This is a genomic window from Pseudomonas sp. App30 (genome assembly GCF_047947025.1).
Taxonomy (GTDB): Bacteria; Pseudomonadota; Gammaproteobacteria; order Pseudomonadales; family Pseudomonadaceae; genus Aquipseudomonas.
On the sequence record NZ_CP133165.1, the window covers coordinates 6,049,443 to 6,070,914 of the forward strand.

19 protein-coding genes and 1 pseudogene are annotated in these 21,472 nt (G+C 66.3%); 15 read left to right on the plus strand and 5 right to left on the minus strand.

From position 1 onward, the window contains the following. Positions 1-173: 173 nt before the first annotated feature. Both RAM80_RS27880 and RAM80_RS27885 read left to right on the plus strand, forming a co-directional pair. Positions 174-383, plus strand: a pseudogene (locus tag RAM80_RS27880) (methyl-accepting chemotaxis protein); the annotation flags it as partial. A gap of 228 nt (positions 384-611) precedes the next feature. Further along, positions 612-1,322, plus strand: a complete 711-nt coding sequence (locus tag RAM80_RS27885) for a methyl-accepting chemotaxis protein (protein ID WP_416427577.1) — start codon at positions 612-614, stop codon at positions 1,320-1,322. Between the two features lie 50 nt (positions 1,323-1,372). Here RAM80_RS27885 and RAM80_RS27890 read toward each other — a convergent pair whose 3' ends face one another. Then, on the minus strand, positions 1,373-2,035 hold the full coding sequence (locus RAM80_RS27890) for an HAD family hydrolase (protein ID WP_416423603.1): 663 nt from the start codon (positions 2,033-2,035) through the stop codon (positions 1,373-1,375). A gap of 176 nt (positions 2,036-2,211) precedes the next feature. Between RAM80_RS27890 and RAM80_RS27895 the strand changes: the two genes are divergently transcribed. After that, a complete protein-coding gene (locus RAM80_RS27895; RefSeq protein WP_416423604.1) occupies positions 2,212-3,534 on the plus strand; it encodes a putative bifunctional diguanylate cyclase/phosphodiesterase in 1,323 nt (440 codons plus the stop codon). Between the two features lie 107 nt (positions 3,535-3,641). On the opposite strand, the gene RAM80_RS27900 is transcribed toward RAM80_RS27895, so the two are convergent. Further along, positions 3,642-4,307: a response regulator gene (locus RAM80_RS27900; protein ID WP_416423605.1), complete on the minus strand. Its 666-nt coding sequence runs from the start codon at positions 4,305-4,307 to the stop codon at positions 3,642-3,644. A 46-nt stretch (positions 4,308-4,353) separates the two neighbouring features. Further along, complete coding sequence (locus RAM80_RS27905; RefSeq protein ID WP_416423606.1) at positions 4,354-4,485, minus strand: hypothetical protein; 132 nt, start codon at positions 4,483-4,485, stop codon at positions 4,354-4,356. A 178-nt stretch (positions 4,486-4,663) separates the two neighbouring features. Between RAM80_RS27905 and ercA the strand changes: the two genes are divergently transcribed. Together ercA and RAM80_RS27915 are read left to right on the plus strand one after the other, a co-directional pair. Then, positions 4,664-5,827 carry an alcohol dehydrogenase-like regulatory protein ErcA gene (ercA, locus tag RAM80_RS27910; protein ID WP_416423607.1) on the plus strand — a complete coding sequence of 388 codons (1,164 nt, stop codon included), beginning with the start codon at positions 4,664-4,666 and terminating at the stop codon, positions 5,825-5,827. Next, complete coding sequence (locus RAM80_RS27915) at positions 5,811-7,133, plus strand: NahK/ErcS family hybrid sensor histidine kinase/response regulator (RefSeq protein ID WP_416423608.1); 1,323 nt, start codon at positions 5,811-5,813, stop codon at positions 7,131-7,133. Before ercA ends, RAM80_RS27915 begins: the two co-directional genes overlap by 17 nt. Here RAM80_RS27915 and RAM80_RS27920 read toward each other — a convergent pair. Together RAM80_RS27920 and RAM80_RS27925 are read right to left on the minus strand one after the other, a co-directional pair. Beyond that, positions 7,118-7,474: a hypothetical protein gene (locus RAM80_RS27920; protein ID WP_416423609.1), complete on the minus strand. Its 357-nt coding sequence runs from the start codon at positions 7,472-7,474 to the stop codon at positions 7,118-7,120. The genes RAM80_RS27915 and RAM80_RS27920 overlap by 16 nt on opposite strands. 334 nt (positions 7,475-7,808) lie before the next feature. Continuing rightward, entirely contained in the window at positions 7,809-8,717 is a 909-nt protein-coding gene (locus RAM80_RS27925; protein ID WP_416423610.1) for a MurR/RpiR family transcriptional regulator, read from the minus strand. Between the two features lie 274 nt (positions 8,718-8,991). Here RAM80_RS27925 and RAM80_RS27930 point away from each other — a divergent pair, with 274 nt between their 5' ends. The 10 genes from RAM80_RS27930 (at position 8,992) to RAM80_RS27975 (ending at position 21,282) form a co-directional block, all read left to right on the plus strand. Next, on the plus strand, positions 8,992-10,935 hold the full coding sequence (locus RAM80_RS27930) for a bifunctional 5-dehydro-2-deoxygluconokinase/5-dehydro-2-deoxyphosphogluconate aldolase (RefSeq protein ID WP_416423611.1): 1,944 nt from the start codon (positions 8,992-8,994) through the stop codon (positions 10,933-10,935). A gap of 35 nt (positions 10,936-10,970) precedes the next feature. Then, positions 10,971-11,879, plus strand: coding sequence for a myo-inosose-2 dehydratase (gene iolE, locus RAM80_RS27935; RefSeq protein WP_416423612.1), 909 nt, complete (start codon positions 10,971-10,973; stop codon positions 11,877-11,879). After that, entirely contained in the window at positions 11,876-12,685 is an 810-nt protein-coding gene (gene iolB / locus RAM80_RS27940; RefSeq protein ID WP_416423613.1) for a 5-deoxy-glucuronate isomerase, read from the plus strand. The genes iolE and iolB overlap by 4 nt, the downstream gene beginning before the upstream one ends. Before the next feature lie 51 nt (positions 12,686-12,736). Continuing rightward, positions 12,737-13,582, plus strand: a complete 846-nt coding sequence (locus tag RAM80_RS27945) for a TIM barrel protein (RefSeq protein ID WP_416423614.1) — start codon at positions 12,737-12,739, stop codon at positions 13,580-13,582. 110 nt (positions 13,583-13,692) lie between these two features. Further along, positions 13,693-15,630: a 3D-(3,5/4)-trihydroxycyclohexane-1,2-dione acylhydrolase (decyclizing) gene (gene iolD, locus RAM80_RS27950; protein ID WP_416423615.1), complete on the plus strand. Its 1,938-nt coding sequence runs from the start codon at positions 13,693-13,695 to the stop codon at positions 15,628-15,630. A 146-nt stretch (positions 15,631-15,776) separates the two neighbouring features. After that, a complete protein-coding gene (locus RAM80_RS27955) occupies positions 15,777-16,793 on the plus strand; it encodes a Gfo/Idh/MocA family oxidoreductase (protein WP_416423616.1) in 1,017 nt (338 codons plus the stop codon). Positions 16,794-17,020: 227 nt separating this feature from the next. After that, positions 17,021-17,905: a sugar ABC transporter substrate-binding protein gene (locus RAM80_RS27960; protein WP_416427578.1), complete on the plus strand. Its 885-nt coding sequence runs from the start codon at positions 17,021-17,023 to the stop codon at positions 17,903-17,905. 30 nt (positions 17,906-17,935) lie between these two features. Continuing rightward, complete coding sequence (locus RAM80_RS27965; RefSeq protein ID WP_416427579.1) at positions 17,936-19,492, plus strand: sugar ABC transporter ATP-binding protein; 1,557 nt, start codon at positions 17,936-17,938, stop codon at positions 19,490-19,492. A 10-nt stretch (positions 19,493-19,502) separates the two neighbouring features. Beyond that, positions 19,503-20,528 carry an ABC transporter permease gene (locus RAM80_RS27970; RefSeq protein ID WP_416423617.1) on the plus strand — a complete coding sequence of 342 codons (1,026 nt, stop codon included), beginning with the start codon at positions 19,503-19,505 and terminating at the stop codon, positions 20,526-20,528. A 349-nt stretch (positions 20,529-20,877) separates the two neighbouring features. Then, positions 20,878-21,282 carry a TraR/DksA family transcriptional regulator gene (locus tag RAM80_RS27975; RefSeq protein WP_027979546.1) on the plus strand — a complete coding sequence of 135 codons (405 nt, stop codon included), beginning with the start codon at positions 20,878-20,880 and terminating at the stop codon, positions 21,280-21,282. Positions 21,283-21,472: the final 190 nt, after the last annotated feature.

Consider the following 21,472-nt stretch of genomic DNA (forward strand, 5'->3'; position numbering starts at 1 on the left):
CCCAGCCGGGCATCGATGCCAACCTGAAAGCCGATATCCAGGGCCTGCGTGACAAGCATCGGGCGCTGGAGCAGGACTACCAGCGTGGCCGGGATGCCTTCGTGGCTGCGGGCGCCGACCCGGCCGCCGGCGATGCCGCAGTGAAGGGCGTGGACCGCGCCGTGAGCGAGCAGATGAGCGCGCTGGTGAGCCAGATCCGCAAGGCCGGCGAGCAGCAGGCTGCGGCCATTCGTGACTCGGCCGACACCACGGTGTGGGGCGGCCTGCTGGTGCTGGTGGTGTCCGGGCTGTTGATCGGCCTGCTGAGCCTGGTGCTGGTCAGCCGCTACCTGGTGGTGCCTATCCAGCAGCTGATCGAGTACGTGGCCGACCTCAGCCGCGGCCAGTTCAACCAGCGCGTGGACAGCCATCGCCAGGATGAACTGGGCCGCCTGGCCGTGGCAGCCAATACCCTGCGCGACTTCCTCGCCGAGACCTTCACCGGCCTCAAGCGCAACGCCGGTGACCTGGACGGCGCCAGCGCCGACCTGCACGGCATTGCCGGGCAGATGTCGCAAGGCACCCACGACCAGTTCAACCGCACCGACCAGGTGGCTACGGCCATGACCGAAATGTCCGCCACCGCCCAGGAAGTGGCGCGCCACGCCGTGGACGCGGCCCAGGCGGCCGACCAGGCCGATGCCTCCGCGCACCGGGGTGAGCAGGTGATGCGCGCCACCATCGAGACCATCACTCACATGCGCGGCGAGATCACCACCACCGCCCAGGTCATCGGCAACCTGGAAAACGACAGCGCACGCATCGGCAAGGTGCTGGAAGTGATTCGCGGCATCGCCGAGCAGACCAACCTGCTGGCCCTCAACGCCGCCATCGAGGCGGCCCGCGCTGGTGAGGCAGGGCGTGGCTTTGCCGTGGTCGCCGACGAGGTCCGCAGCCTGGCCCAGCGCACGGCGGCGTCGATCATTGAGATCAACCAGATCATCAACGCCGTGCAGGCCGGTGCCAGCGACGCGGTGAAAGCGATCCAGAGCGGCCAGGCGCGCAGCGAGGAGGGCGTGGCCCAGGTGACCCAGGCCGGTGACATGCTGCGCCAGATCACCTCGGCGGTGGAGGCGATCCGCGACATGAACCGGCAGATCGCCACGGCGGCCGAGGAGCAGACCTCGGTGGCCGAGGACATCTCGCGCAACCTCACCGACATCACCGAGATCGCCAGCACCAACCAGGGCAACGTGCAGCGCACCGAAGTGGCCAGCCGGCGGCTGCACGACCTGTCGCGTCAACTCAACGAGGTAACCGCACGCCTTACGGCGCAGCGGTAAGCTACAAGCTACAAGCTACAAGCTGATGTGTGCTGTTCTTCTTGCCGCTTTTAACTTGCAGCTTGCAGCTCCCGCAGGGCCTGCCACAGGCGCTCGTCGTTGAAGTCCTCGATCACCAGGTGCGCGCCGGCCGCCAGCAGGGTCTCGCGGCTCTGGCTGGTGGTCAGGGCCACGGTGAAAATGCCGGCCTTGACCGCTGCGGTCAGGCCCGGCACCGAGTCCTCGAAGGCAATCGCCTCGCTGGCGCGGGCGCCCAGGCGTTCCAGGCCGGTGAGGTAGGGCAGTGGGTCGGGCTTGGCCCGTGGCAGCTCTTCGGCCACCACCACGCTGTGGAAGCGCGGCGCAATGCCCAGCGCGCCCAGCATGTGGTCGGCGTTGGCGCGCGGGGCGTTGGTGACCACCACCTTGCCGATGCCCTGGGCTTCGGCGAAGTCCAGCAGGCGCGGCAGGCCGGCCAGCGGGGCCAGTTGCGGCGACAGCTCGCGGAAGCGCGCTTCCTTGCGGTCGGCGAACAGCTGGTGCTCGGCCACCGAGCGCTCCGGGAACAGGTTGCGGCACATGTTCGGGTTGGCCTGTCCGCTGCAGTGCTTGACGAAGTCTTCCTCGGTAAAGTCGCGGCCTTCTTCGGCCAGCAATTGCTGGATGGCCAGCAGGTGCAGCTTGTCGGTGTCAGTCAGGGTGCCATCAAGGTCAAACAGCAAGGCGGTGAGCATCGCGATATCCATTCAGGGTGGCTGAAAGCTTTAAGCGCGTAATCCTATCAGGTGATTACCCTAACGTCAGGGCGAAGGCGGCCGATAAAACCTTGTCACCGATCAGTTTGTGGTGATGTTAATTCGCTATTATGTGACGACCGTTCGTTGCCTGACCGGCCCTGCAGGAGTTACACATGCTTCAACACGCTTACGCCCAGCCATCGGCGGCTTCGCGGCTGGACCCCATCAGTGGCCTGCCCAATCGCGAACAGTTCGCCATCGATCTGGGCGTATTGGCCAGCCAGCACCCGGGCGAGGCACGCACCCTGGTGTTGATCGATGCGCTGGACATGCACTGGGCCCATGACATGACCCTGGCCATGGGCCTGGCGCCGTTCGAGGGCATCATCCGCTGCATTTCCGCGCGGTTGAACCAGCAACTGGACGGTGTGGCACGTTTGTACCATATCGGCGTCAAGCGCTTCGCCTTCGTGATCAGCGCCGGCCTGGATGACTTCCCGGCGTTCATCGAAGGCCTGGTGGACACCCTGCGCCAGCCGGCCCTGCTCGACACCGTGCCGATCCACCCCACAGTGCGCGCCGGCAGCGTCGACTTCGCGCTGGAGGCCGAGGCCCTGCGCGACGTGCTGCGCAAGGCCATGTACGCCACTGAGCTGGCGGTGCTGGCAGGCCAGCGCTGGGCGGCGTATGACCCGGTGCGCGACGCCGAGTACCGGCGCAGCTTCTACCTGGCCGCCGACATCACCGAGGCCATGGCCGACGGGCAGTTGAGCCTGCACTTCCAGCCGCGCTTCGCCATTGGCGACGGCGCCCAGGTCAGCGCCGAGGTGCTGCTGCGCTGGCAGCACCCGCGCCTGGGACGGGTGTCGCCGGCCGAGTTCATTCCGGTGCTGGAACGCAACGGCATGATCCACGAGGTCACCCGCTGGGTCATCGACACGGCCCTGGGCAAGCTTGCCCAGTGGCGCGGCCAGACGCTGAGCCAGCTGTCCATCAACCTGTCGCCCATGGACTTCGACGGCCACGATGTCAGCGGCACCCTGCGCCGGCTGTGCCAGCAGCACGGCATCGACCCGCAGCGGGTGGAAGTGGAGATCACCGAGGGCGAATGGCTGCGCTCCAACCCCAAGGTGCTGGGCGAGTTGGCGCAGATTCGCGGGCTGGGCATGGACGTGGCCATCGACGATTTCGGCTCGGGCTACAGCAACTTTTCGTACCTGCACGAGATTCCCGCCAACGTGGTCAAGCTCGACCGTTCCATGGTGACCGGCATCGAGGACAACCCGCGCTACCAGAAGATCGCCCGTTCGATTCTCAAGCTGGCCAGCGAACTGGGCTACCGCACGGTGGCCGAGGGCGTGGAGACGTTCCGCTGCCTGCAACTGGTGCGTGAATACGGTTGCGACGAGGCCCAGGGGTATTTCTTCGCCCGGCCGATGGACGAGGCGCAGTTCCTGGCGTGGAGCGAGTGCGGCGAGTTTCCGCTGGCGTATTGAGGGCAGGCACGGCCCCCGTAGCAGCGGCCGTCTTGTGGGAGCTGGCTTGCCAGCGAGCTTTTATGGCCCCAACAGCTCGCTGGCAAGCCAGCTCCCACAGGATGTAGTCAACGCCGCAAGTAGGCCGCGAAGTCGATCTCGCCAGCGCTGAGAATCGCCTGCACCCGATTGTGCACGTTGAGCTTGCGCAGGATCGCCGACACATGGGCCTTCACCGTGGTCTCGGCGATTTCCAGGTGCCAGGCGATCTGCTTGTTCGACTCGCCCTTGGTCATGCGCTCCAGCACCTGCAACTGCTTGCGGGTCAGCGCCTCCAATAATGCCACCGACAACCCCGGCGTCGGCGTGCCGGCCTGCACCGGTCGGCCGGCGCCGCTGCGGATAATGTCCGCCGGCAGGTACACGTCGCCCTCCAGCACCTGGGTCAGGGCGCTGGTCATCTGCGCCCGCGGCGAGGACTTGGTGATGAAGCCGGCGGCGCCGTAGGTGATGGCCTGCAGCACCACCTGCTTGTCCTGTTCGGCGGACACCACCACCACCGGGATGGTCGGCGCCTCGTTGCGCAGGTTGAGCAGGCCGCCCAGGCCGTGCATGCCCGGCATGTTCAGGTCCAGCAGGATCAGGTCCAGGTCATCGTGCCGCTGGGTCAATTGCAGGGTGCTGTCCAGGTCGGCGGTTTCCAGTACTTCGCAGCCCTCGAAGGCGTCGAGCAGCACGCGGGCCATGGCTTCGCGGAACAACGGGTGGTCGTCGGCAATCAGGAATCGGTACATGGGCGTCGGCTGTTCTTGTTGTGGGCAAAGGGCCTGGAACAGGGTATCACAGGGCGTGCAGAAGCTTGCCGCGGTGGCCGGGCGGCGGGGTGTCGGCGTGGGCAACGTTGGCGAGGAGGCAACCGAACGCCAGGCCGAGCGCGGCTTGGCAGAGCAGGGGGGCAAGGAAGCGAATCATGGCGGCGATGCTCTTTCTAGTTATGGGGGCATTACAGGGCGCATCGCAGGCTTTGCAAATGCTCCTTTGGGCCTGCCGAACCAGTACCAAAGTAGTAGGCGGGCAGGGCTGGCCAGGCTGCGCATTGGCCCGGCAATGCATTACCCTGACGCCAACTGTCCCTGCCAGAAGAACAGACATGAGCCCTGCCATCAGCCAGCTGCGCAAATTCGTCTCCCCGGAAATCATCTTCGGCGCCGGTTGCCGCCATCACGTTGCCAACTACGCGAAGAACTTCGGTGCCCGCAAGGTGCTGCTGGTCAGCGACCCGGGGGTGGTGGCGGCCGGCTGGGTCGCCGACGTCGAGGCCAGCCTGGCCGGCGAGGGCATCGACTACTGCCTGTACAGCACGGTGTCGCCCAACCCACGGGTGGAAGAGGTGATGCTGGGCGCCGAACGCTACCGCGCCGAGCACTGCGACGTGATTGTCGCGGTGGGCGGCGGCAGCCCCATGGACTGCGCCAAGGCCATCGGCATCGTCGTCGCCCATGACCGCCACATCCTCGAGTTCGAGGGCGTGGATACCCTGCGCGTGCCCAGCCCGCCGCTGATCCTGATCCCCACCACCGCCGGCACCTCGGCGGACGTCTCGCAGTTCGTCATCCTCTCCAACCAGGAGCGGCGCATGAAGATCTCCATCGTCAGCAAGGGCGCGGTGCCCGACGTGGCGCTGATCGACCCCGAGACTACCCTGAGCATGGACCCCTTCCTGTCCGCCTGCACCGGCATTGACGCGCTGGTGCACGCCATCGAAGCCTTCGTGTCCACCGGCCACGGGCCGCTCACCGATCCCCATGCCCTGGAAGCCATCCGCCTGATCAACGGCCACCTGGTGCAGATGATCGCCAACCCCCACGACCTGGCCCTGCGCGAAAAGGTCATGCTGGGCAGCATGCAGGCCGGGCTGGCGTTCTCCAACGCCATCCTTGGCGCGGTGCACGCCATGTCCCACAGCCTGGGCGGCTTTCTCGACCTGCCCCACGGGTTGTGCAACGCGGTGCTGGTGGAGCACGTGGTGGCCTTCAACTACAGCGCCGCGCCCGAGCGTTTCCAGGTCATTGCCCAGACCTGCGGCATCGACTGCCGCGGCCTCAACCATGCGCAGATTCGCCAGCGCCTGGTGGAGCACCTGATTGCCCTGAAGCACGCCATCGGCTTCCACGAGACCCTGGGCCTGCATGGCGTGCGGGTGGCGGACATTCCGTTCCTGTCGCACCACGCCATGCACGACCCGTGCATCCTCACCAACCCGCGCCAGTCCAGCCAGCGCGATGTCGAGGTGGTCTTTGGCGAAGCCCTCTGACCCGCGGCAACAAGCCCTGGCCGGGCTGCTGGGGCTGACCAACCATTCGGTGCGCAAAAGCCATTACCCCGAGCTGGCCGCACGCCTCCAGGAACTGGAAACCGAGCGCAACCGCTACCAGGCGCTGTCCCTGCGCCTGCAAGAGCTTAACGACGAACTGGAGCGGCGCGTCAGCGAACGCACCGAGGAACTGCGCGAGGCCCGCGACGCCGCCCAGGCCGCCAACCTCAGCAAGGACAAGTACCTGGCCGCCGCCAGCCACGACCTGCTGCAACCGCTGAACGCGGCGCGGCTGCTGATTTCCACCTTGCGTGAACGACCGTTGCCCAGCGCCGAGAAGGGCCTGGTGGAACGCACGCACCAGGCGCTGGAAGGCGCCGAGGACCTGCTGACCGACCTGCTGGATATCTCGCGCCTTGACCAGGCCGCGATCAAACCGGATGTCGATGTGTACCGCCTGGAGGAAGTCCTCGCGCCGCTGGCCTCGGAATTCCAGCCGGTGGCCGAAGCCGCCGGGCTAAGCCTGAGCCTGCGCTGCGGGCGCTTCGCCGTGCGCAGCGACCTGCGCCTGCTGGCGCGCATCCTGCGCAACCTGCTCAGCAACGCCTGCCGCTACACCGAACGCGGGCGCATCTTGCTGGGCGCGCGGCGGCGCGGCGACCAGTTGCGCATCGAGGTGTGGGACACCGGGCGCGGCATTGCCGCCGACCAGTTGCAAGCGATCTTCCTCGAGTTCAACCAGCTGGAAGTGGGCCGCGCCGCCGAGCGCAAGGGCGTCGGCCTGGGCCTGGCCATCGTCGAGCGTATCGCCCGCATCCTCGACACTGGCGTGCAGGTGCGCTCCACCCCAGGGCGCGGCTCGTGCTTCAGCCTGCTGGTGCCCCTGGCGGCCCAACCGCCGGCGCCCAGCCCGGTGCCGCAGCCGCGCCTGGGCAACCCGCTGCCGGGGCGGCGCCTGCTGGTGCTGGACAACGAACCGGACATTCTGCGCAGCATGGCCGACCTGCTCGGCCAGTGGGGTTGCCAGGTGATCACCGCCACCGACGAGACCGCCGCCCTGGCGGCCCTGCACGGCCAGGCCCCGGAGCTGATCATCGCCGACTACCACCTGGACCATGGCGTCACCGGCTGCGAAGTGGCCCGCCACCTGCGCGAACACTTCGCCCAGGCCATCCCGGTGGTGGTGATCACCGCCGAGCGCAGCGACCAGTGCCGCCGGCAGTTGCAGCGGCTCGGCGCGCCGTTGTTGAACAAGCCGGTGAAGGCGGGGAAGTTGCGGGCGGTGTTGAGTCAGTTGTTGGGGTGAGCGGGGCCGGCCGCCGGCGGCTTGCCCATTCGCCAACCCAACCACCCGCCGGCCAGCGCGCCGGCAAGCATGACCAGCGGCATCATCGGTGCAATCAACGCGGCCGCCAGCCCTGCCGCTGCGCCACCGCTCAGTGCGGTCGCCAGGCGGGTTGCGATGTGAGGGTCGACTTCCGGGGCATCTGCAGGTGGCTCGAAGCGCTCCAGAGTACTTTTCAAGGCATCGATATCCGGGGCCTGTGCGCTGGGGTGGGTGATGCGGTAGTAGTTGAGGATGGTGTCGACTTCTGCGGGGGTCAGCGACGGGGCGGGAGGAGCGTTACCGTTAATTGGGTTGTGCATCACCGTTCTGCACCGTGAGTAAGGTTTATTTTCGGGTGCGATAGCGTGTTGATGTTTGTTGAACGGGTCAACCCGACGGATACAAATGACTACACTTTTGCTGGGGCAATGGCGCGGGCGCTGTCTGGCGGCAGCTGCTATGCGAATGCGCATATGCCATATCGCGGCCAAGGCCGGCTCCTACCCCGCACGCAACGCGGTTTCTGTAGCAGCGGCGGGGCGGCCATCCGCCGCAGGCCGCGTCCGAGGCGCCGCGCTGTTCCCGGCACACCGCGGTGAACCCGGACGCCGCCTTCGGCAGCTGCTACGCGAATGTGTTCACGCTGGCCCCGCGTTAATCCTCGAAGCCCACCTGCTCATGCATCTCGTCCACCTTCAACTCCAGCCGGTAGGCCACGGCGATGAACAGCGCCTGGCACAGGCACAGGGTGGCGCTCAGGGAGCGGAAGGCGAAGGAGCTGCCTTCGTTCACCAGCAGCACGCTGTTGGCGCGCTTGGCCAGGGGCGAGAGGTTGGAGTCGGTGATGATCAGGGTCTTGGCCAGGTGGTGCTGGGCAATGCGCAGGCAGTGCTGGGTTTCCTTGCCGTAGGGGGTGAAGCTGATGGCGATGACCAGGTCGCCCTGGCGCACGCTGCGCATCTGCTCGCGGTAGCTGCCGCCCAGGCCGGACACCAGGTGGATGCGCTTGTTGGTGTGCTGCAGGTTATAGACCAGGTAGTCGGCCACCGCGAACGAGCGGCGCACGCCCACCACGTAGATGTTCTCGGCGTTGACCACCAGGTCCACGGCCTTCTCGAAGGCCACGTCGTCCAGTTCCCCGCCCAGGCGCTCGATGCCCGACAGGGTGGCGTCGATGCACTCGCGCGCCAGGTCCGCGCCGCTGGCCTTCTGCGACTTGTTGGCAATCAGGTTGCGAATGCGCTGCTGGTAATTCTGTACCGGCGTGGCCTTGTGGGTGTAGGCCTCGCGGAACAGCGCCTGCATTTCGCTGAAGCCACTGAAGCCGAAGCGCTGGGAAAAGCGCACGATGGCCGAGGGGTGCACCTCGCATTCGCCGGCGATGTCGCTGATGCGGTCGACCATGATGCGGTCGCTCTGCTGGCTCATGTAGCTGGCGATGCGCTTGAGCTGGCGCGGCAGCCCTTCGTACTCACGGGTGATCAGTTGCAGCAGCTGCTCGGCGGTGGCCGGGGCGCTGGCGGCGGTTGGCTCGCTGAGGGCCGGCTGATCGGGGCGGGACATGTGCTTATCCTTCTTGGGGTTGGAGCTGTTGGCTCGCGCAGTCTACAGGGTAGGCAAGAAAAAAAACCTGAGCAAAAGGTCCAGTTCCCGTGGCAAACCCGCCAGAAACGCTCAAGCCCAGTATGCGCGATAGAAAATAGAAAATAAATTCCGCATAAAATTTTTATGGAAAAAAAGTTGATCCGATGGAAAAGCCGTTCTAATCTGGACCCAAGACAACGACATCGGCCGCCATTGGCCGGTGCGCAGGCTGATAAAAATAACAGGAGCCAGCATGGGCCAGACTCGTTTTGCCACTGGGCGTCAATTGGATCTGATTTGTCTGGGGCGCCTGGGCGTCGACCTCTACGCCCAGCAGGTGGGCGCCAGGCTGGAAGACGTCGCCAGTTTCGCCAAGTACCTGGGCGGCTCGTCCGCCAACATCGCCTTCGGCACGGCGCGGCTGGGGCTCAAGTCCGCCATGCTGAGCCGGGTAGGGGACGACCACATGGGCCGGTTCCTGGTGGAGTCGCTGCAACGTGAAGGCTGCGACACCTCGGCCATCAAGGTCGACCCCGAGCGCCTCACCGCCATGGTGCTGCTGGGCCTCAAGGACCGCGAAACCTTCCCCCTGGTGTTCTACCGCGAAAACTGCGCCGACATGGCCCTGCGCGCCGAAGACGTGCGCGAGGACTTCATCGCCGCCAGCAAGGCGCTGCTGATCACCGGCACGCATTTCTCCACCGACGGCGTGTTCAAGGCCAGCAGCCAGGCGCTGGACTACGCCGAACGGCACAACGTCAAGCGCATCCTCGACATCGACTACCGCCCGGTGCTGTGGGGGCTGGCGGGCAAGGCCGATGGCGAGACGCGCTTCGTCGCCGACCACAAGGTCAGCGCCCACGTGCAGCGCATCCTGCCGCGCTTTGACCTGATCGTCGGCACCGAGGAGGAATTCCTCATCGCCGGCGGCAGCACCGATTTGCTCACCGCCCTGCGCACCGTGCGTGAACTGAGCGCCGCCACCCTGGTGGTGAAGCTCGGCGCCCAGGGCTGCACGGTGATCCACGGCGCCATTCCGGCGCGCCTCGAGGACGGCGAGATTCACCCCGGCACCCGCGTCGAAGTGCTCAACGTGCTGGGTGCCGGCGACGCCTTCATGTCCGGCTTCCTCAGCGGCTGGCTGAACGATGCCGACGACGCCCGCTGCTGCCAGCTGGCCAATGCCTGCGGCGGCCTGGTGGTGTCGCGCCACGCCTGTGCCCCGGCCATGCCCACGCCTGCCGAGCTGGACTACCTGTTCAACAGCCCGGTGCCCATCACCCGCCCGGACAAGGACGAAACCCTGCAACGCCTGCACCGGGTCACGGTGCCGCGCAAGCAGTGGCAGCAGCTGTTCATCTTCGCCTTCGACCACCGCGGGCAGTTGGTGGAACTGGCGCAGCAGGCCGGCCGCGACCTGGCGACCATTCCCGCGCTGAAGCAGCTGTTCCTGCGCGCCATTGAAGAAGTGCAAGCCGACCTGGCCAAGCGCGGCATCGCCGCCGACGTCGGCCTGCTGGCCGACCAGCGCTTCGGCCAGGACAGCCTCAACGCCGCCACCGGCCGTGGCTGGTGGGTGGCCCGCCCGGTGGAAGTGCAGGGTTCGCGGCCGCTGGCCTTCGAGCACGGCCGTTCGGTGGCCAGCAACCTGATTGCCTGGCCCAGCGAGCAGATCATCAAGTGCCTGGTGCAATTCCACCCGGACGATGAGCCCCTGCTGCGCCTGGAACAGGAAGCGCAGATTCGCGGCCTGTACGAGGCGTCCATCGCCAGCGGCCACGAACTGCTGCTGGAAGTCATCCCGCCCAAGGACCTGCCCGGCGCCCACCCCGACGTGCTCTACCGCGCCATCAAGCGCCTGTACAACCTGGGCATCTACCCGGCCTGGTGGAAAATCGAGGCCCAGGACGCCGCGCAGTGGCAGGCCCTCGACGCGCTGATCAACGAGCGCGACCCCTATTGCCGCGGCGTGGTGCTGCTGGGCCTGAACGCGCCGGCCAGCGACCTTGCCGAGGGCTTTGCCCAGGCGGCCGCCAGCACCACCTGCCGCGGCTTTGCGGTGGGCCGCACGATTTTCCATGAGCCCAGCCGCGCCTGGTTCCAGGGCGAACTGGACGACGCCGGCCTGATAGCCGCGGTGCGCCAGCGGTTCAGCCAATTGATCGAAGCCTGGCGCTCGGCCCGTCACGGCCGCTGAGCGTCACCCCACCGATAACAACAACAGGTGCAGCCATGCCATCCGCGATTCGTATCGGCATCAACCCGATTTCCTGGAGCAACGACGACCTGCCGTCCCTGGGCGGCGAAACCCCGCTGAGCACGGCCCTCAGCGAAGGCAAGGCCATCGGCTACGCAGGCTTTGAACTGAACGGCAAATTCCCCAAGGACGCCCAGGGCGTGGCCCAGGTGCTCAAGCCCTATGACCTGGCGCTGGTGTCGGGCTGGTATTCCGGGCGCCTGGCCCAGCGGTCGGCCGCCGAGGAAATCGACGCCATCGCCAGCCACGTGCAGCTGCTGGCCGCCAACGGCGCCAACGTGCTGGTGTACGGCGAGGTGGCCGACTCCATCCAGGGCAGCCGCATCCGCCTGGTGGAGCGCCCGCGCTTCCACAGCGAAGCGGCCTGGAAAGCCTACGCCGCCAAGCTCGACGAGCTGGCCAGCTATACCCTGAGCCAGGGCGTGCGCCTGGCCTACCATCACCACATGGGTGCCTACGTGGAGGCGCCCGAGGACATCGACACGCTGATGGCCCTGACTGGCGAGCAGGTGGGCCTGCTGTTCGACGCCGGGCACTGCTTCATGGGTGGCGGCGACCCGCTGGCGGTGTTGCGCAAGCACATCAAGCGCGTCTGCCACGTGCACTTCAAGGACGTGCGCCAGCCGGTGGTGCAGCTGGCGCGCAACAACCTCTGGAGTTTCCCCGACTGCATCGTCAACGGCACCTTCACCGTGCCGGGCGATGGCGACATCGATTTCGCGCCGCTGCTCGACGAGCTGCTGGCGGTGGACTACAACGGCTGGCTGGTGGTGGAGGCCGAGCAAGACCCGGCCGTGGCCCCTAGCTATTTCTACGCCAAGAAAGGCTACGACACCCTGAGCACCTTGCTTGCCCAGGCCCGGCAACGGAGGACTGCAGCATGAGCCTGTTGGTGAAGAGTAATAAGCAGGGCCAGGAAGTGGTACGCCTGGCCGAGGGCGCCCTGGAATACGTGGGCTTCAGCGCCCACCGCCTGAGCCTGGGCGAAAGCCTGCCGCTGCACGCCGGCAGCCAGGAACTGTGCGTGGTGCTGCTCAGTGGCCGCGCCAGCATTGCCGGCGAGGCGCCGGTGCAGGGCGCCTTCAGCTGGGACAACCTGGGTGAACGGCAATCGGTGTTCGAGGACAAATCGCCGTGGGCGGTGTACCTGCCCAGCGGCAGCCAGGCGCGCCTGCAGGCGCTGAGCGATGTGCAGGTGGCGGTGTGCGCCGCCCCCGGTGCGCCGGCCGGCGAGTTGCAGGCGCGGGTCATCAGCGCCCAGAGCATGAAACGCAGCACCCGCGGCAAGGGCGCCAACACCCGCTACGTCTGCGACATCCTGCCGGACACCGAAGTGGCCCATTCGCTGCTGGTGGTGGAGGTACGCACGCCGTCGGGGCACAGCTCCAGCTACCCGCCGCACAAGCACGACCGCGACGCACTACCCGCCGAGAGCTTCCTGGAGGAGACCTACTACCACCAGGTCAACCCGCCCCAGGGCTTCGTGTTCCAGCGCGTGTACACCGACGACCGCAGCATCGACCAGGCCATGGCCGTGGAGAACAACGACCTGGTGGTGGTGCCCGAGGGCTACCACCCGGTCAGCGTGCCGTATGGCTACGAGAGCTACTACCTGAACGTCATGGCCGGCCCGCGCCGGGTATGGCAATTCAACAATGACCCGCAGCACGAATGGCTGCTGGACCTCTGACTGCGCCCGCTTGCCCCACACACGGTTTGCCAACTCAGGAGAATAACAAGAATGCGCCAGCCCCTGCGTTTCGCCCTCAACCGCATGGTTGCCCCGCGCCTGCCCCTGGTGGAGTTCATCCAGCTGGCGGTGGCGCTGAAGGCCGATGCCATCGAGATCCGCAACGACCTCAAGGGTGTCGAGATCGAAGACGGCACGCCCGCCGAGACCGTGCGCCAGCTGTGCGCGGCCGAGGGCATCAGCGTGCTGTCGATCAACGCCCTGTACCCCTTCGATGTCTGGAACGACCAGCGCCGCGCCCAGGCCCTGAAGCTGGCGGCCTATGCCCGTGGCTGCGGTGCCCGTGGCCTGGTGCTGTGCCCGTTCAACGAGGCCGACAGCCGCAGCAGCGCCGAACGCGCCGCCGGCCTGCGCACGGCGCTCACCGAGCTGGCGCCGATCCTGCGCGAGCATGGCCTGCTGGGTTTCGTCGAACCGCTGGGTTTCGAACAATCGGCCCTGCGCCGCAAGCGCACTGCGGTGGAGGCGATCAAGGCCATCGGCGGCCTGGACGTGTTCCGCCTGGTGCATGACACCTTCCACCACCACCTGGCCGGCGAGCAGGAGTTTTTCCCGGCGCTGACGGGCCTGGTGCACATCAGCGGCGTGGAAGACCGCCAGGCGCCGCTGGCCAGCATTCTCGACGGCCACCGGGTGCTGATCGGCGACGGCGACATCCTTGGCAACGCCGAGCAGCTCGACAGCCTGCTCAGCAGCGGCTACGACGGCTACGTGTCGTGGGAGCCGTTCGCCGAGAGTGTCCACGACCTGGCCGACATCCGCACGGCGCTGGGGCAGAGCATGGCGTACCTCAATCGCCAGATGGATACTCTGGCGCCCTCGCACGTCGCCCCGTAGGAGCCGAGCTTGCTCGCGATGGCCGTTACGCGTATCGAGCGGGGAGGCTCATCGCGAGCAAGCTCGGCTCCTACCAGGGCACTCCTCTTGAACAATAATAAGGTGCAAGCATGAGCACGACACGATTGACCATGGCCCAGGCCCTGGTGCGCTTTCTGGACAACCAGTACATTGAAGTCGACGGGGTGCAGAGCAAATTCGTCGAAGGCGTGTTCACCATTTTCGGCCACGGCAACGTGCTGGGCCTGGGCCAGGCCCTGGAGCAGGACCGCGGCCAGCTGGTGGTGCACCAGGGCCGCAACGAGCAGGGCATGGCCCACGCCGCCATCGGCTTCGCCAAGCAACACCTGCGCCGCAGGATCTACGCCTGCAGCTCGTCGGTAGGGCCTGGGGCGGCGAACATGCTCACCGCCGCGGCCACCGCCACGGCCAACCGCATTCCCTTGCTGCTGTTGCCCGGCGACGTCTACGCCAGCCGCCAGCCCGACCCGGTGCTGCAGCAGATCGAGCAGTTCCACGACCTGAGCATCAGCACCAACGATGCGTTCAAGGCCGTGAGCAAATACTGGGACCGCATCAACCGCCCCGAACAGCTGATCAGCGCCGCCCTGCAGGCCATGCGCGTGCTCACAGACCCTGCCGAGACCGGCGCGGTGACCCTGGCGCTGCCTCAGGACGTGCAGGCCGAAGCCCACGACTACCCCGACAGCTTCCTGGCCCGGCGCGTGCACCGCGTGGAGCGGCGCCAGCCGGGCGAGGCCTCGTTGGCCGACGCGGTGGCGCTGCTGGCCAGCAAGCGCAAGCCGTTGATCATTTGCGGCGGCGGGGTGAAATACGCCGGCGCCGCCGACACCCTGCAGGCCTTCGCCGAGCGCTTCGACATTCCCTTCGCCGAGACCCAGGCCGGCAAGAGCGCCATCGTCTCCAGTCACCCGCTGAACGTCGGTGGCATTGGCGAGACCGGCTGCCTGGCGGCCAACCTGCTGGCCAGGGAGGCCGACCTGATCATCGGCATCGGCACCCGCTACACCGACTTCACCACTTCGTCGAAGTGGCTGTACCAGCACCCCGAGGTGCAGTTCATCAACCTCAACGTCAACGGCGGCGACGTGCTCAAGCTCGACGCCGTGCAGCTGCTGGCCGACGCCAAGCTGGGCCTGCAGCAGCTGGCCGAACCGCTGGCGCGCCAGGGCTACCGGGCCGGCTGGGGCAACCAGGTGATCGAGGCGCGCGGCCAGTACCACGCCGAGGTCGAGCGGGTGTACGCGGCGCACTACAGCAGCGAGGACTTCAGCCCGGAGATCACCGACCACCTGGACCCGGCGGTGCTGCGCGAATTCATCGAGCTGACCGGCTCGGCGCTGACCCAGAGCCAGGTGCTGGGGGTGATCAACCGCGAACTGGACGCCGATGCGGTGATCGTCGCCGCCGCCGGCAGCCTGCCCGGCGACCTGCAGCGGGTGTGGCAAAGCCGCAGCGTCAACAGCTACCACCTGGAGTACGGCTACTCGTGCATGGGCTATGAGGTCAACGCGGCGCTGGGAGTCAAGCTCGCCGAGCCGGCGCGCGAGGTCTACGCGCTGGTGGGCGATGGCTCGTACCTGATGCTGCACTCGGAGCTGGCCACTTCGATACAGGAGCGCCGCAAGATCAACGTGCTGCTGCTCGACAACATGACCTTCGGTTGCATCAACAACCTGCAGATGGGTCATGGCATGGGCAGTTTCGCCACCGAGTTCCGCTACCGCAACGCCGAGACCGGCAACCTGGACGGCGGCTTCGTGCCGGTGGACTTCGCCATGAGCGCGGCGGCCTACGGCTGCAAGACCTACAAGGTCAGCACCCTGGAGCAGTTGCACGCGGCGCTGCGTGACGCCCGCCAGCAGACGGTGTCGACGCTGATCGACATCAAGGTACTGCCCAAGACCATGATCCACGGTTACCTGTCCTGGTGGCGGGTGGGCGTGGCCGAAGTATCCACCAGCGCGCGCACGGCCCAAGCCAGGCGCGCGCTCGACGAACAGCTGGCCAAGGCGCGCCAGTACTAGGGCCTGCACGAACACTTGAGGGTGGGTACGTGGTGTGGGAGCTGGCTTGCCAGCGAGCTTCGCAGCGCCACAACAGCTCGCTGGCAAGCCAGCTCCCACATTTATCGATTTCGTACTGGGCCGACTCGCCACACGGGAGAATGATCATGCGTATCGGATTAGTAGGTTACGGCCGCGGCGGCCGCGTGTTCCATGCACCGCTGTTGGCCAGCCTGGGCGGCGCCCGGTGGGTGGGCGTGGTGACGCGCTCGGCCGAGCGCCGCGCGCAGCTGGCGGCGGATTTCCCCGGCGTGCCGGCCTTTGACAGCCTGGCGCAGCTGGTGGAGGCAGGCGTTGACGCGGTGGTGATCTCGACCTCGCTCAAGGGCCGCCCGGCGCTGGTGCTGGAGGCCATCGAGCATGGCGTGGCGGTGGTCAGCGACAAGCCCTTCGCCGCCGATGCCCAGCAGGCGCAGGTGCTGGTGGAGTCGGCCGAGCGCCAGGGCGTGCCCATCAGCGTCTACCAGAACCGCCGCTGGGATTCGGACTTCCTCACCGTGCGCAAGCTGCTGGACAGCGGCGTGCTGGGGCGGGTGCAGCGCTTCGAGTCGGCGGTGGAACGCTACGAGCCGCAGAACCTGGGCAACGACAGTGGCGGCGGCTGGCTGCGTGACCTGGGCAGCCACCTGGTGGACCAGGCGCTGCAGCTGTTCGGCCCGGTGACCCAAGTGTACGCCGAGCTGGCGCTGGCGCCCGGGCAGACCGTCGACCACGGTTTCTTCGTGTCCCTTACCCACGCCAGCGGCACCATCAGCCACCTGCACGGCAACGGCCTGCAAAGCGCGCCACGCCCACGCTTCCGGGTGTGCGGCGAGCATGGCAGCTACAGTGTCGAGGGCCTGGACGTGCAAAGTGAACAGGCCGAGGCCGGGCTCACCCCGGCCAGTGCCGGCGATAACTGGGGCGTGGAGGAGCACCGGCGCTGGGGTTGGTTCGAGCAGGGCGCGGAACGCGAGAAGGTGCCCTCGGAACGCGGCAACTGGCTGCAGTTCTACCAGCAGTTGCAGGCCGCCGTGGACCAGGGCGCGGCGCTGCCGGTGGACGCCCGCGACGCGGTACAGGCGCTGGTGGTGCTGGATGCCGCGCGCCGCAGCGCAACCCTGGGTGAGGTGGTGAAATTATAGGATGCAATAAAATTCTAAATTCATTTGATATGGAATTTATTTTCTACTAGAGTCAATTGCAGGTTCCGACTTTCACATCCGCCGCCCAACCGGCGCGGCGGATGAAAAAAACCAAGCACAACAATAAAAAGGTGCCGTCGATGAAAACCTTCACCCCGCAAGCCTCCCGGCTGCGTTCCACCCGCACGTCCCCCGTTCGCCGCCTCTGCCTGGCAATTGCCCTGACCATGGCCAGTGGCGTGGCCCTGGCCGACATCAAGGTCGGCGTGGCCATGTCGCAGTTCGATGACACCTGGCTGACCTACCTGCGCGAAGCCATGGGCGCCAAGGCCAAGGCCATGCCCGACGGCGTCTCGCTGCAGTTCGAGGACGCCCGCGGCGACGTGGTCAAGCAGCTCAGCCAGGTGGAAAGCTTCATCAGCCAGAAGGTCGACGCCATCATCGTCAACCCGGTGGACACGGCCGCCACCAAGCGCATCACCGACGAAGCCACCCAGGCCGGCATCCCGCTGGTGTACGTCAACCGTAGCCCCGACGACCCCAACCAGCCCAAGGGCGTGGTCGTGGTGGCCTCCGATGACATCAAGGCCGGCGAAATGCAGGCCCAGTACCTGGCCGACAAAATGGGCGGCAAGGGCAGCGTGGTGATCCTGCTGGGCGACCTGGCCAACAACTCCACCCAGAACCGCACCAAGGGCGTGAAGGAAGTGCTGGCCAAGTACCCCGGCATCAAGATCGACCAGGAACAGACCGGCATCTGGCTGCGCCAGAAGGGCATGGACCTGGTCAATGACTGGATCACCCAGGGCCGCGAATTCAACGCCGTGCTCTCCAACAACGACGAGATGGCCATCGGCGCCGCCATGGCGCTCAAGCAGGCGGGCGTGGAGAAAGGCAAGGTGCTGATCGGTGGCGTCGACGGTACGCCCGACGGCCTCAACGCGGTGAAGAAGGGTGACCTGGCCGTGTCCGTGTACCAGGACGCGAAAGGGCAGGCCGACGCCTCGGTGGAAGCCGCGGTGAAAATGGCCCACAAGGAAACCGTGGCGCCCCGGCTCATGGTTCCGTACCAGCTGATTACCGCGGACAACGCCGACCAGTTCAAACACTGATCGCCCGCCCAGCCTGTGGAGTGCACCTTGATGCTTGCCTTTGCCAACGATCCAATCGAACACGAATGCCTGCTGGAAGTCACCGGCGTGACCAAGCGCTTCCCCGGCGTCACCGCCCTGGACAACGTCCGCCTGAACGTGCACCGCGGTGAGGTGCTGGCGCTGATGGGCGAGAACGGCGCCGGCAAGTCGACGCTGATGAAGATCATCGCCGGTATCCACCAGCCCGACAGCGGCGAGCTGCGCCTGCGCGGCGAGCCGCTGGTGATGGACAACCCGCTGGCGGCGCAGCTGGCCGGCATCGCCATGATCCACCAGGAACTCAACCTGATGCCGCACATGAGCATCGCCGAGAACATCTGGATCGGCCGCGAACCGCTGACCCCCTGGCACCTGGTGGACCACGGCGCCATGCACCGCGCCACCGCGCAACTGCTGGAGCGCCTGCGCATCTCGCTGTCGCCCGACGACCTGGTGGGCGAGCTGAGCATCGCCGCCCGGCAGATGGTCGAGATCGCCAAGGCGGTGAGCTACGACTCCGACATCCTGATCATGGACGAGCCCACCTCGGCCATTACCGAGAAGGAAGTGGCGCACCTGTTCTCCATCATCCAGGACCTCAAGGCCCAGGGTAAGGCCATCGTCTACATCACCCATAAAATGGACGAGGTGTTCGCCATCGCCGACCAGGTGGCGGTGTTCCGCGACGGCTGCTTCATCGGCCAGTACCCGGCGCACAGCCTTGATGGCGACCAGTTGATCACGTTGATGGTCGGCCGCGAGCTGACCCAGCTGTTCCCCCAGCGCACCCAGCCGCTGGGGCCGGTGCGCCTGGCCGCGCAGAACCTGGGTTTGGCCGGGGTGTTCGAGGGCGTGTCCTTCGAACTGCACGCCGGCGAGGTGCTGGGCATCGCCGGGCTGATGGGGGCAGGGCGCACCAACATCGCCGAGACCCTGTTCGGCATCACCCCCGCCACCCAGGGCGAGATTTTCGTCGACGGCAAGGCGGTGCGCATGAGCGACCCGGGCCAGGCCATTCACCTGGGCCTGGCGCTGCTGACCGAGGACCGCAAGCTGACCGGGCTGTTCCCGTGCCTGTCGGTGCTGGAGAACATGCAGGTGGCGGTGCTGCCACACCATGTGGGCCACGGTTTCGTCCACGAGAAGACCCTGCGGCTGCTGTGCGAGGACATGTGCAAGCGTTTGCGGGTCAAGACCCCGTCGCTGGACCAGTGCATCGACAGCCTCTCGGGTGGCAACCAGCAGAAGGCCCTGCTGGCGCGCTGGCTGATGACCAACCCGCGGGTGCTGATTCTCGACGAGCCCACCCGTGGCATCGACGTCGGCGCCAAGGCTGAAATCTACCGCTTGATCGCGCAGCTGGCCGACGAAGGCCTGGCGGTGATCATGATCTCTTCGGAACTGCCGGAAGTGCTGGGCATGAGCGACCGCGTGCTGGTGATGCACGAAGGCCACATGACCGGCATCCTCGACCGCGCCGACGCGACCCAGGAGCGCATCATGCACCTGGCCTCCGGCGTGACCGCAGCGGCGCCCAACCCTGCCGCGCCTGCGCACGCCCAATAGGAACCCTGCCATGACTACCCTGACTGAAAACAAACCTGTAGCCGCACCGCCCAGCCGCTCGCGGCGTCGCATGCCCACCGAACTGAGCATCCTGCTGGTGCTGATCGGCATTGGCCTGGTGTTCGAGGTGTTCGGCTGGATTGTGCGCGACCAGAGCTTCCTGATGAACTCACAGCGCCTGGTGCTGATGATTCTGCAGGTCTCCATCATCGGCCTGATCGCCATCGGCGTGACCCAGGTGATCATCACCACCGGCATCGACCTGTCGTCGGGCTCGGTGCTGGCGCTGTCGGCCATGGTCGCCGCCAGCCTGGCGCAGAGTTCCGACTACGCCCGGGCAGTGTTCCCGCACCTCACCGACCTGCCAGTGTGGGCGCCGGTGATTGCCGGCCTGGCGGTGGGGCTGCTGGCGGGGGCTATCAACGGCAGCATCATCGCCATGACCGGCATCCCGCCCTTCATCGCCACCCTCGGCATGATGGTCTCGGCCCGCGGCCTGGCGCGGCTGTACACCGAAGGCCAGCCCATCAGCATGCTCTCGGACAGCTACACGGCGATCGGCCGCGGGGCCATGCCGGTGATCATCTTCCTGGTGGTGGCGGTGATCTTCCACATCGCCCTGCGCTACACCCGCTACGGCAAGTACACCTACGCCATCGGCGGCAACATGCAGGCGGCGCGCACCAGCGGCATCAACGTCAAGCGCCACCTGATCATCGTCTACAGCATCGCCGGCCTGCTGGCCGGGCTGGCAGGCGTGGTGGCCTCGGCGCGGGCGGCCACCGGCCAGGCCGGCATGGGCATGTCCTACGAGCTGGACGCCATTGCCGCGGCCGTGATCGGCGGCACCAGCCTGGTGGGCGGGGTAGGGCGCATCAGCGGCACGGTAATCGGCGCGCTGATCCTCGGGGTGATGGCGTCGGGCTTCACCTTCGTGGGGGTAGATGCCTACGTGCAGGACATCATCAAGGGCGTGATCATCGTGGTGGCGGTGGTCATCGACCAGTATCGCAACAAACGCATACTCAAACGCTGACTTCGCTGCGGCTTTTCGCCCGCGTCGCATCGCTCCCGGTGCCTCGCGGGCTTTTTTACATTTGGCCACTTGTTACCGGCCTGATCGCCGCCGATTCCCGCAAATTTCCCAAGCACAATTCGCCTATGGGGTGTATTTTTGGCCTCCGCCATCCACCCGATTGCGTTTATATAGCGGTTATTGGTCAAATCTACCGTCAATTCAGTTGCTGCGCGCGAAAACCGGCCTTAGACTGCCGCCCCTCATAAATTGAGTGCCAGTTGGCGCTTGAAGAATTCCGTGAGGTCGGGCAAGGCCCGGTCACACCTTTTGATTCGCCTTAATGCACGTATTTTTTATAGAGAAATCAATGACAAAGGAAAAGTTGCTGGCCATGCCGGCCGATGACTACATGAATGCTGAGCAACTGGCATTCTTCACCGAGCTGCTGCAGGCGCTGAAGGTGGAAACCCACGAGCGCATCGAGCAGAGCCGCATCGCCATCGAGAGCCTGGACACCCCGGCTGACCCGGCCGACGCCGCTTCCGTGGAAGAAGAGCGCCACTGGCTGGTGAACGTCATCGACCGCGACCAGCGTTCGCTGCCGCAGCTGGAGCAAGCCCTGGGCCGTATCGCCGACGAAAGCTTCGGCTGGTGCGACGACAGCGGCGAGCCAATCGGCCTGAAACGCCTGCTGATCAGCCCGACCACCAAGTACTGCATTGAAGCGCAGGAACGTCACGAGCAGATCGACAAGCACCAGCGCCAGGCTTGATGCCTCGGACGCGGCCTGCGGCCGCTGCTACGGGCCCTTGTAGCAGCGGCCGCAGGCCGCGTCAAAAGGGCATAACACGCCCACCCGTTGCTCCCAAGTGGTCATAGCCAATTGCCATCACTTGACGTTTAATGACGTCAAAACAACGACAATAGCTATGGAGTACTTGCCATGACGAGAGACGGATCTC

Coding starts and splice junctions, on each gene's coding strand:
- RAM80_RS27885 (WP_416427577.1), top strand. CDS start 612: ATGTCCGCCACCGCCCAGGAAGTGGCGCGCCACGCCGTGGACGCGGCC.
- RAM80_RS27890 (WP_416423603.1), bottom strand. CDS start 2,035: ATGCTCACCGCCTTGCTGTTTGACCTTGATGGCACCCTGACTGACACC.
- RAM80_RS27895 (WP_416423604.1), top strand. CDS start 2,212: ATGCTTCAACACGCTTACGCCCAGCCATCGGCGGCTTCGCGGCTGGAC.
- RAM80_RS27900 (WP_416423605.1), bottom strand. CDS start 4,307: ATGTACCGATTCCTGATTGCCGACGACCACCCGTTGTTCCGCGAAGCC.
- RAM80_RS27905 (WP_416423606.1), bottom strand. CDS start 4,485: ATGATTCGCTTCCTTGCCCCCCTGCTCTGCCAAGCCGCGCTCGGCCTG.
- ercA (WP_416423607.1), top strand. CDS start 4,664: ATGAGCCCTGCCATCAGCCAGCTGCGCAAATTCGTCTCCCCGGAAATC.
- RAM80_RS27920 (WP_416423609.1), bottom strand. CDS start 7,474: ATGCACAACCCAATTAACGGTAACGCTCCTCCCGCCCCGTCGCTGACC.
- RAM80_RS27925 (WP_416423610.1), bottom strand. CDS start 8,717: ATGTCCCGCCCCGATCAGCCGGCCCTCAGCGAGCCAACCGCCGCCAGC.
- RAM80_RS27930 (WP_416423611.1), top strand. CDS start 8,992: ATGGGCCAGACTCGTTTTGCCACTGGGCGTCAATTGGATCTGATTTGT.
- iolE (WP_416423612.1), top strand. CDS start 10,971: ATGCCATCCGCGATTCGTATCGGCATCAACCCGATTTCCTGGAGCAAC.
- iolB (WP_416423613.1), top strand. CDS start 11,876: ATGAGCCTGTTGGTGAAGAGTAATAAGCAGGGCCAGGAAGTGGTACGC.
- RAM80_RS27945 (WP_416423614.1), top strand. CDS start 12,737: ATGCGCCAGCCCCTGCGTTTCGCCCTCAACCGCATGGTTGCCCCGCGC.
- iolD (WP_416423615.1), top strand. CDS start 13,693: ATGAGCACGACACGATTGACCATGGCCCAGGCCCTGGTGCGCTTTCTG.
- RAM80_RS27955 (WP_416423616.1), top strand. CDS start 15,777: ATGCGTATCGGATTAGTAGGTTACGGCCGCGGCGGCCGCGTGTTCCAT.
- RAM80_RS27960 (WP_416427578.1), top strand. CDS start 17,021: ATGGCCAGTGGCGTGGCCCTGGCCGACATCAAGGTCGGCGTGGCCATG.
- RAM80_RS27965 (WP_416427579.1), top strand. CDS start 17,936: ATGCTTGCCTTTGCCAACGATCCAATCGAACACGAATGCCTGCTGGAA.
- RAM80_RS27970 (WP_416423617.1), top strand. CDS start 19,503: ATGACTACCCTGACTGAAAACAAACCTGTAGCCGCACCGCCCAGCCGC.
- RAM80_RS27975 (WP_027979546.1), top strand. CDS start 20,878: ATGACAAAGGAAAAGTTGCTGGCCATGCCGGCCGATGACTACATGAAT.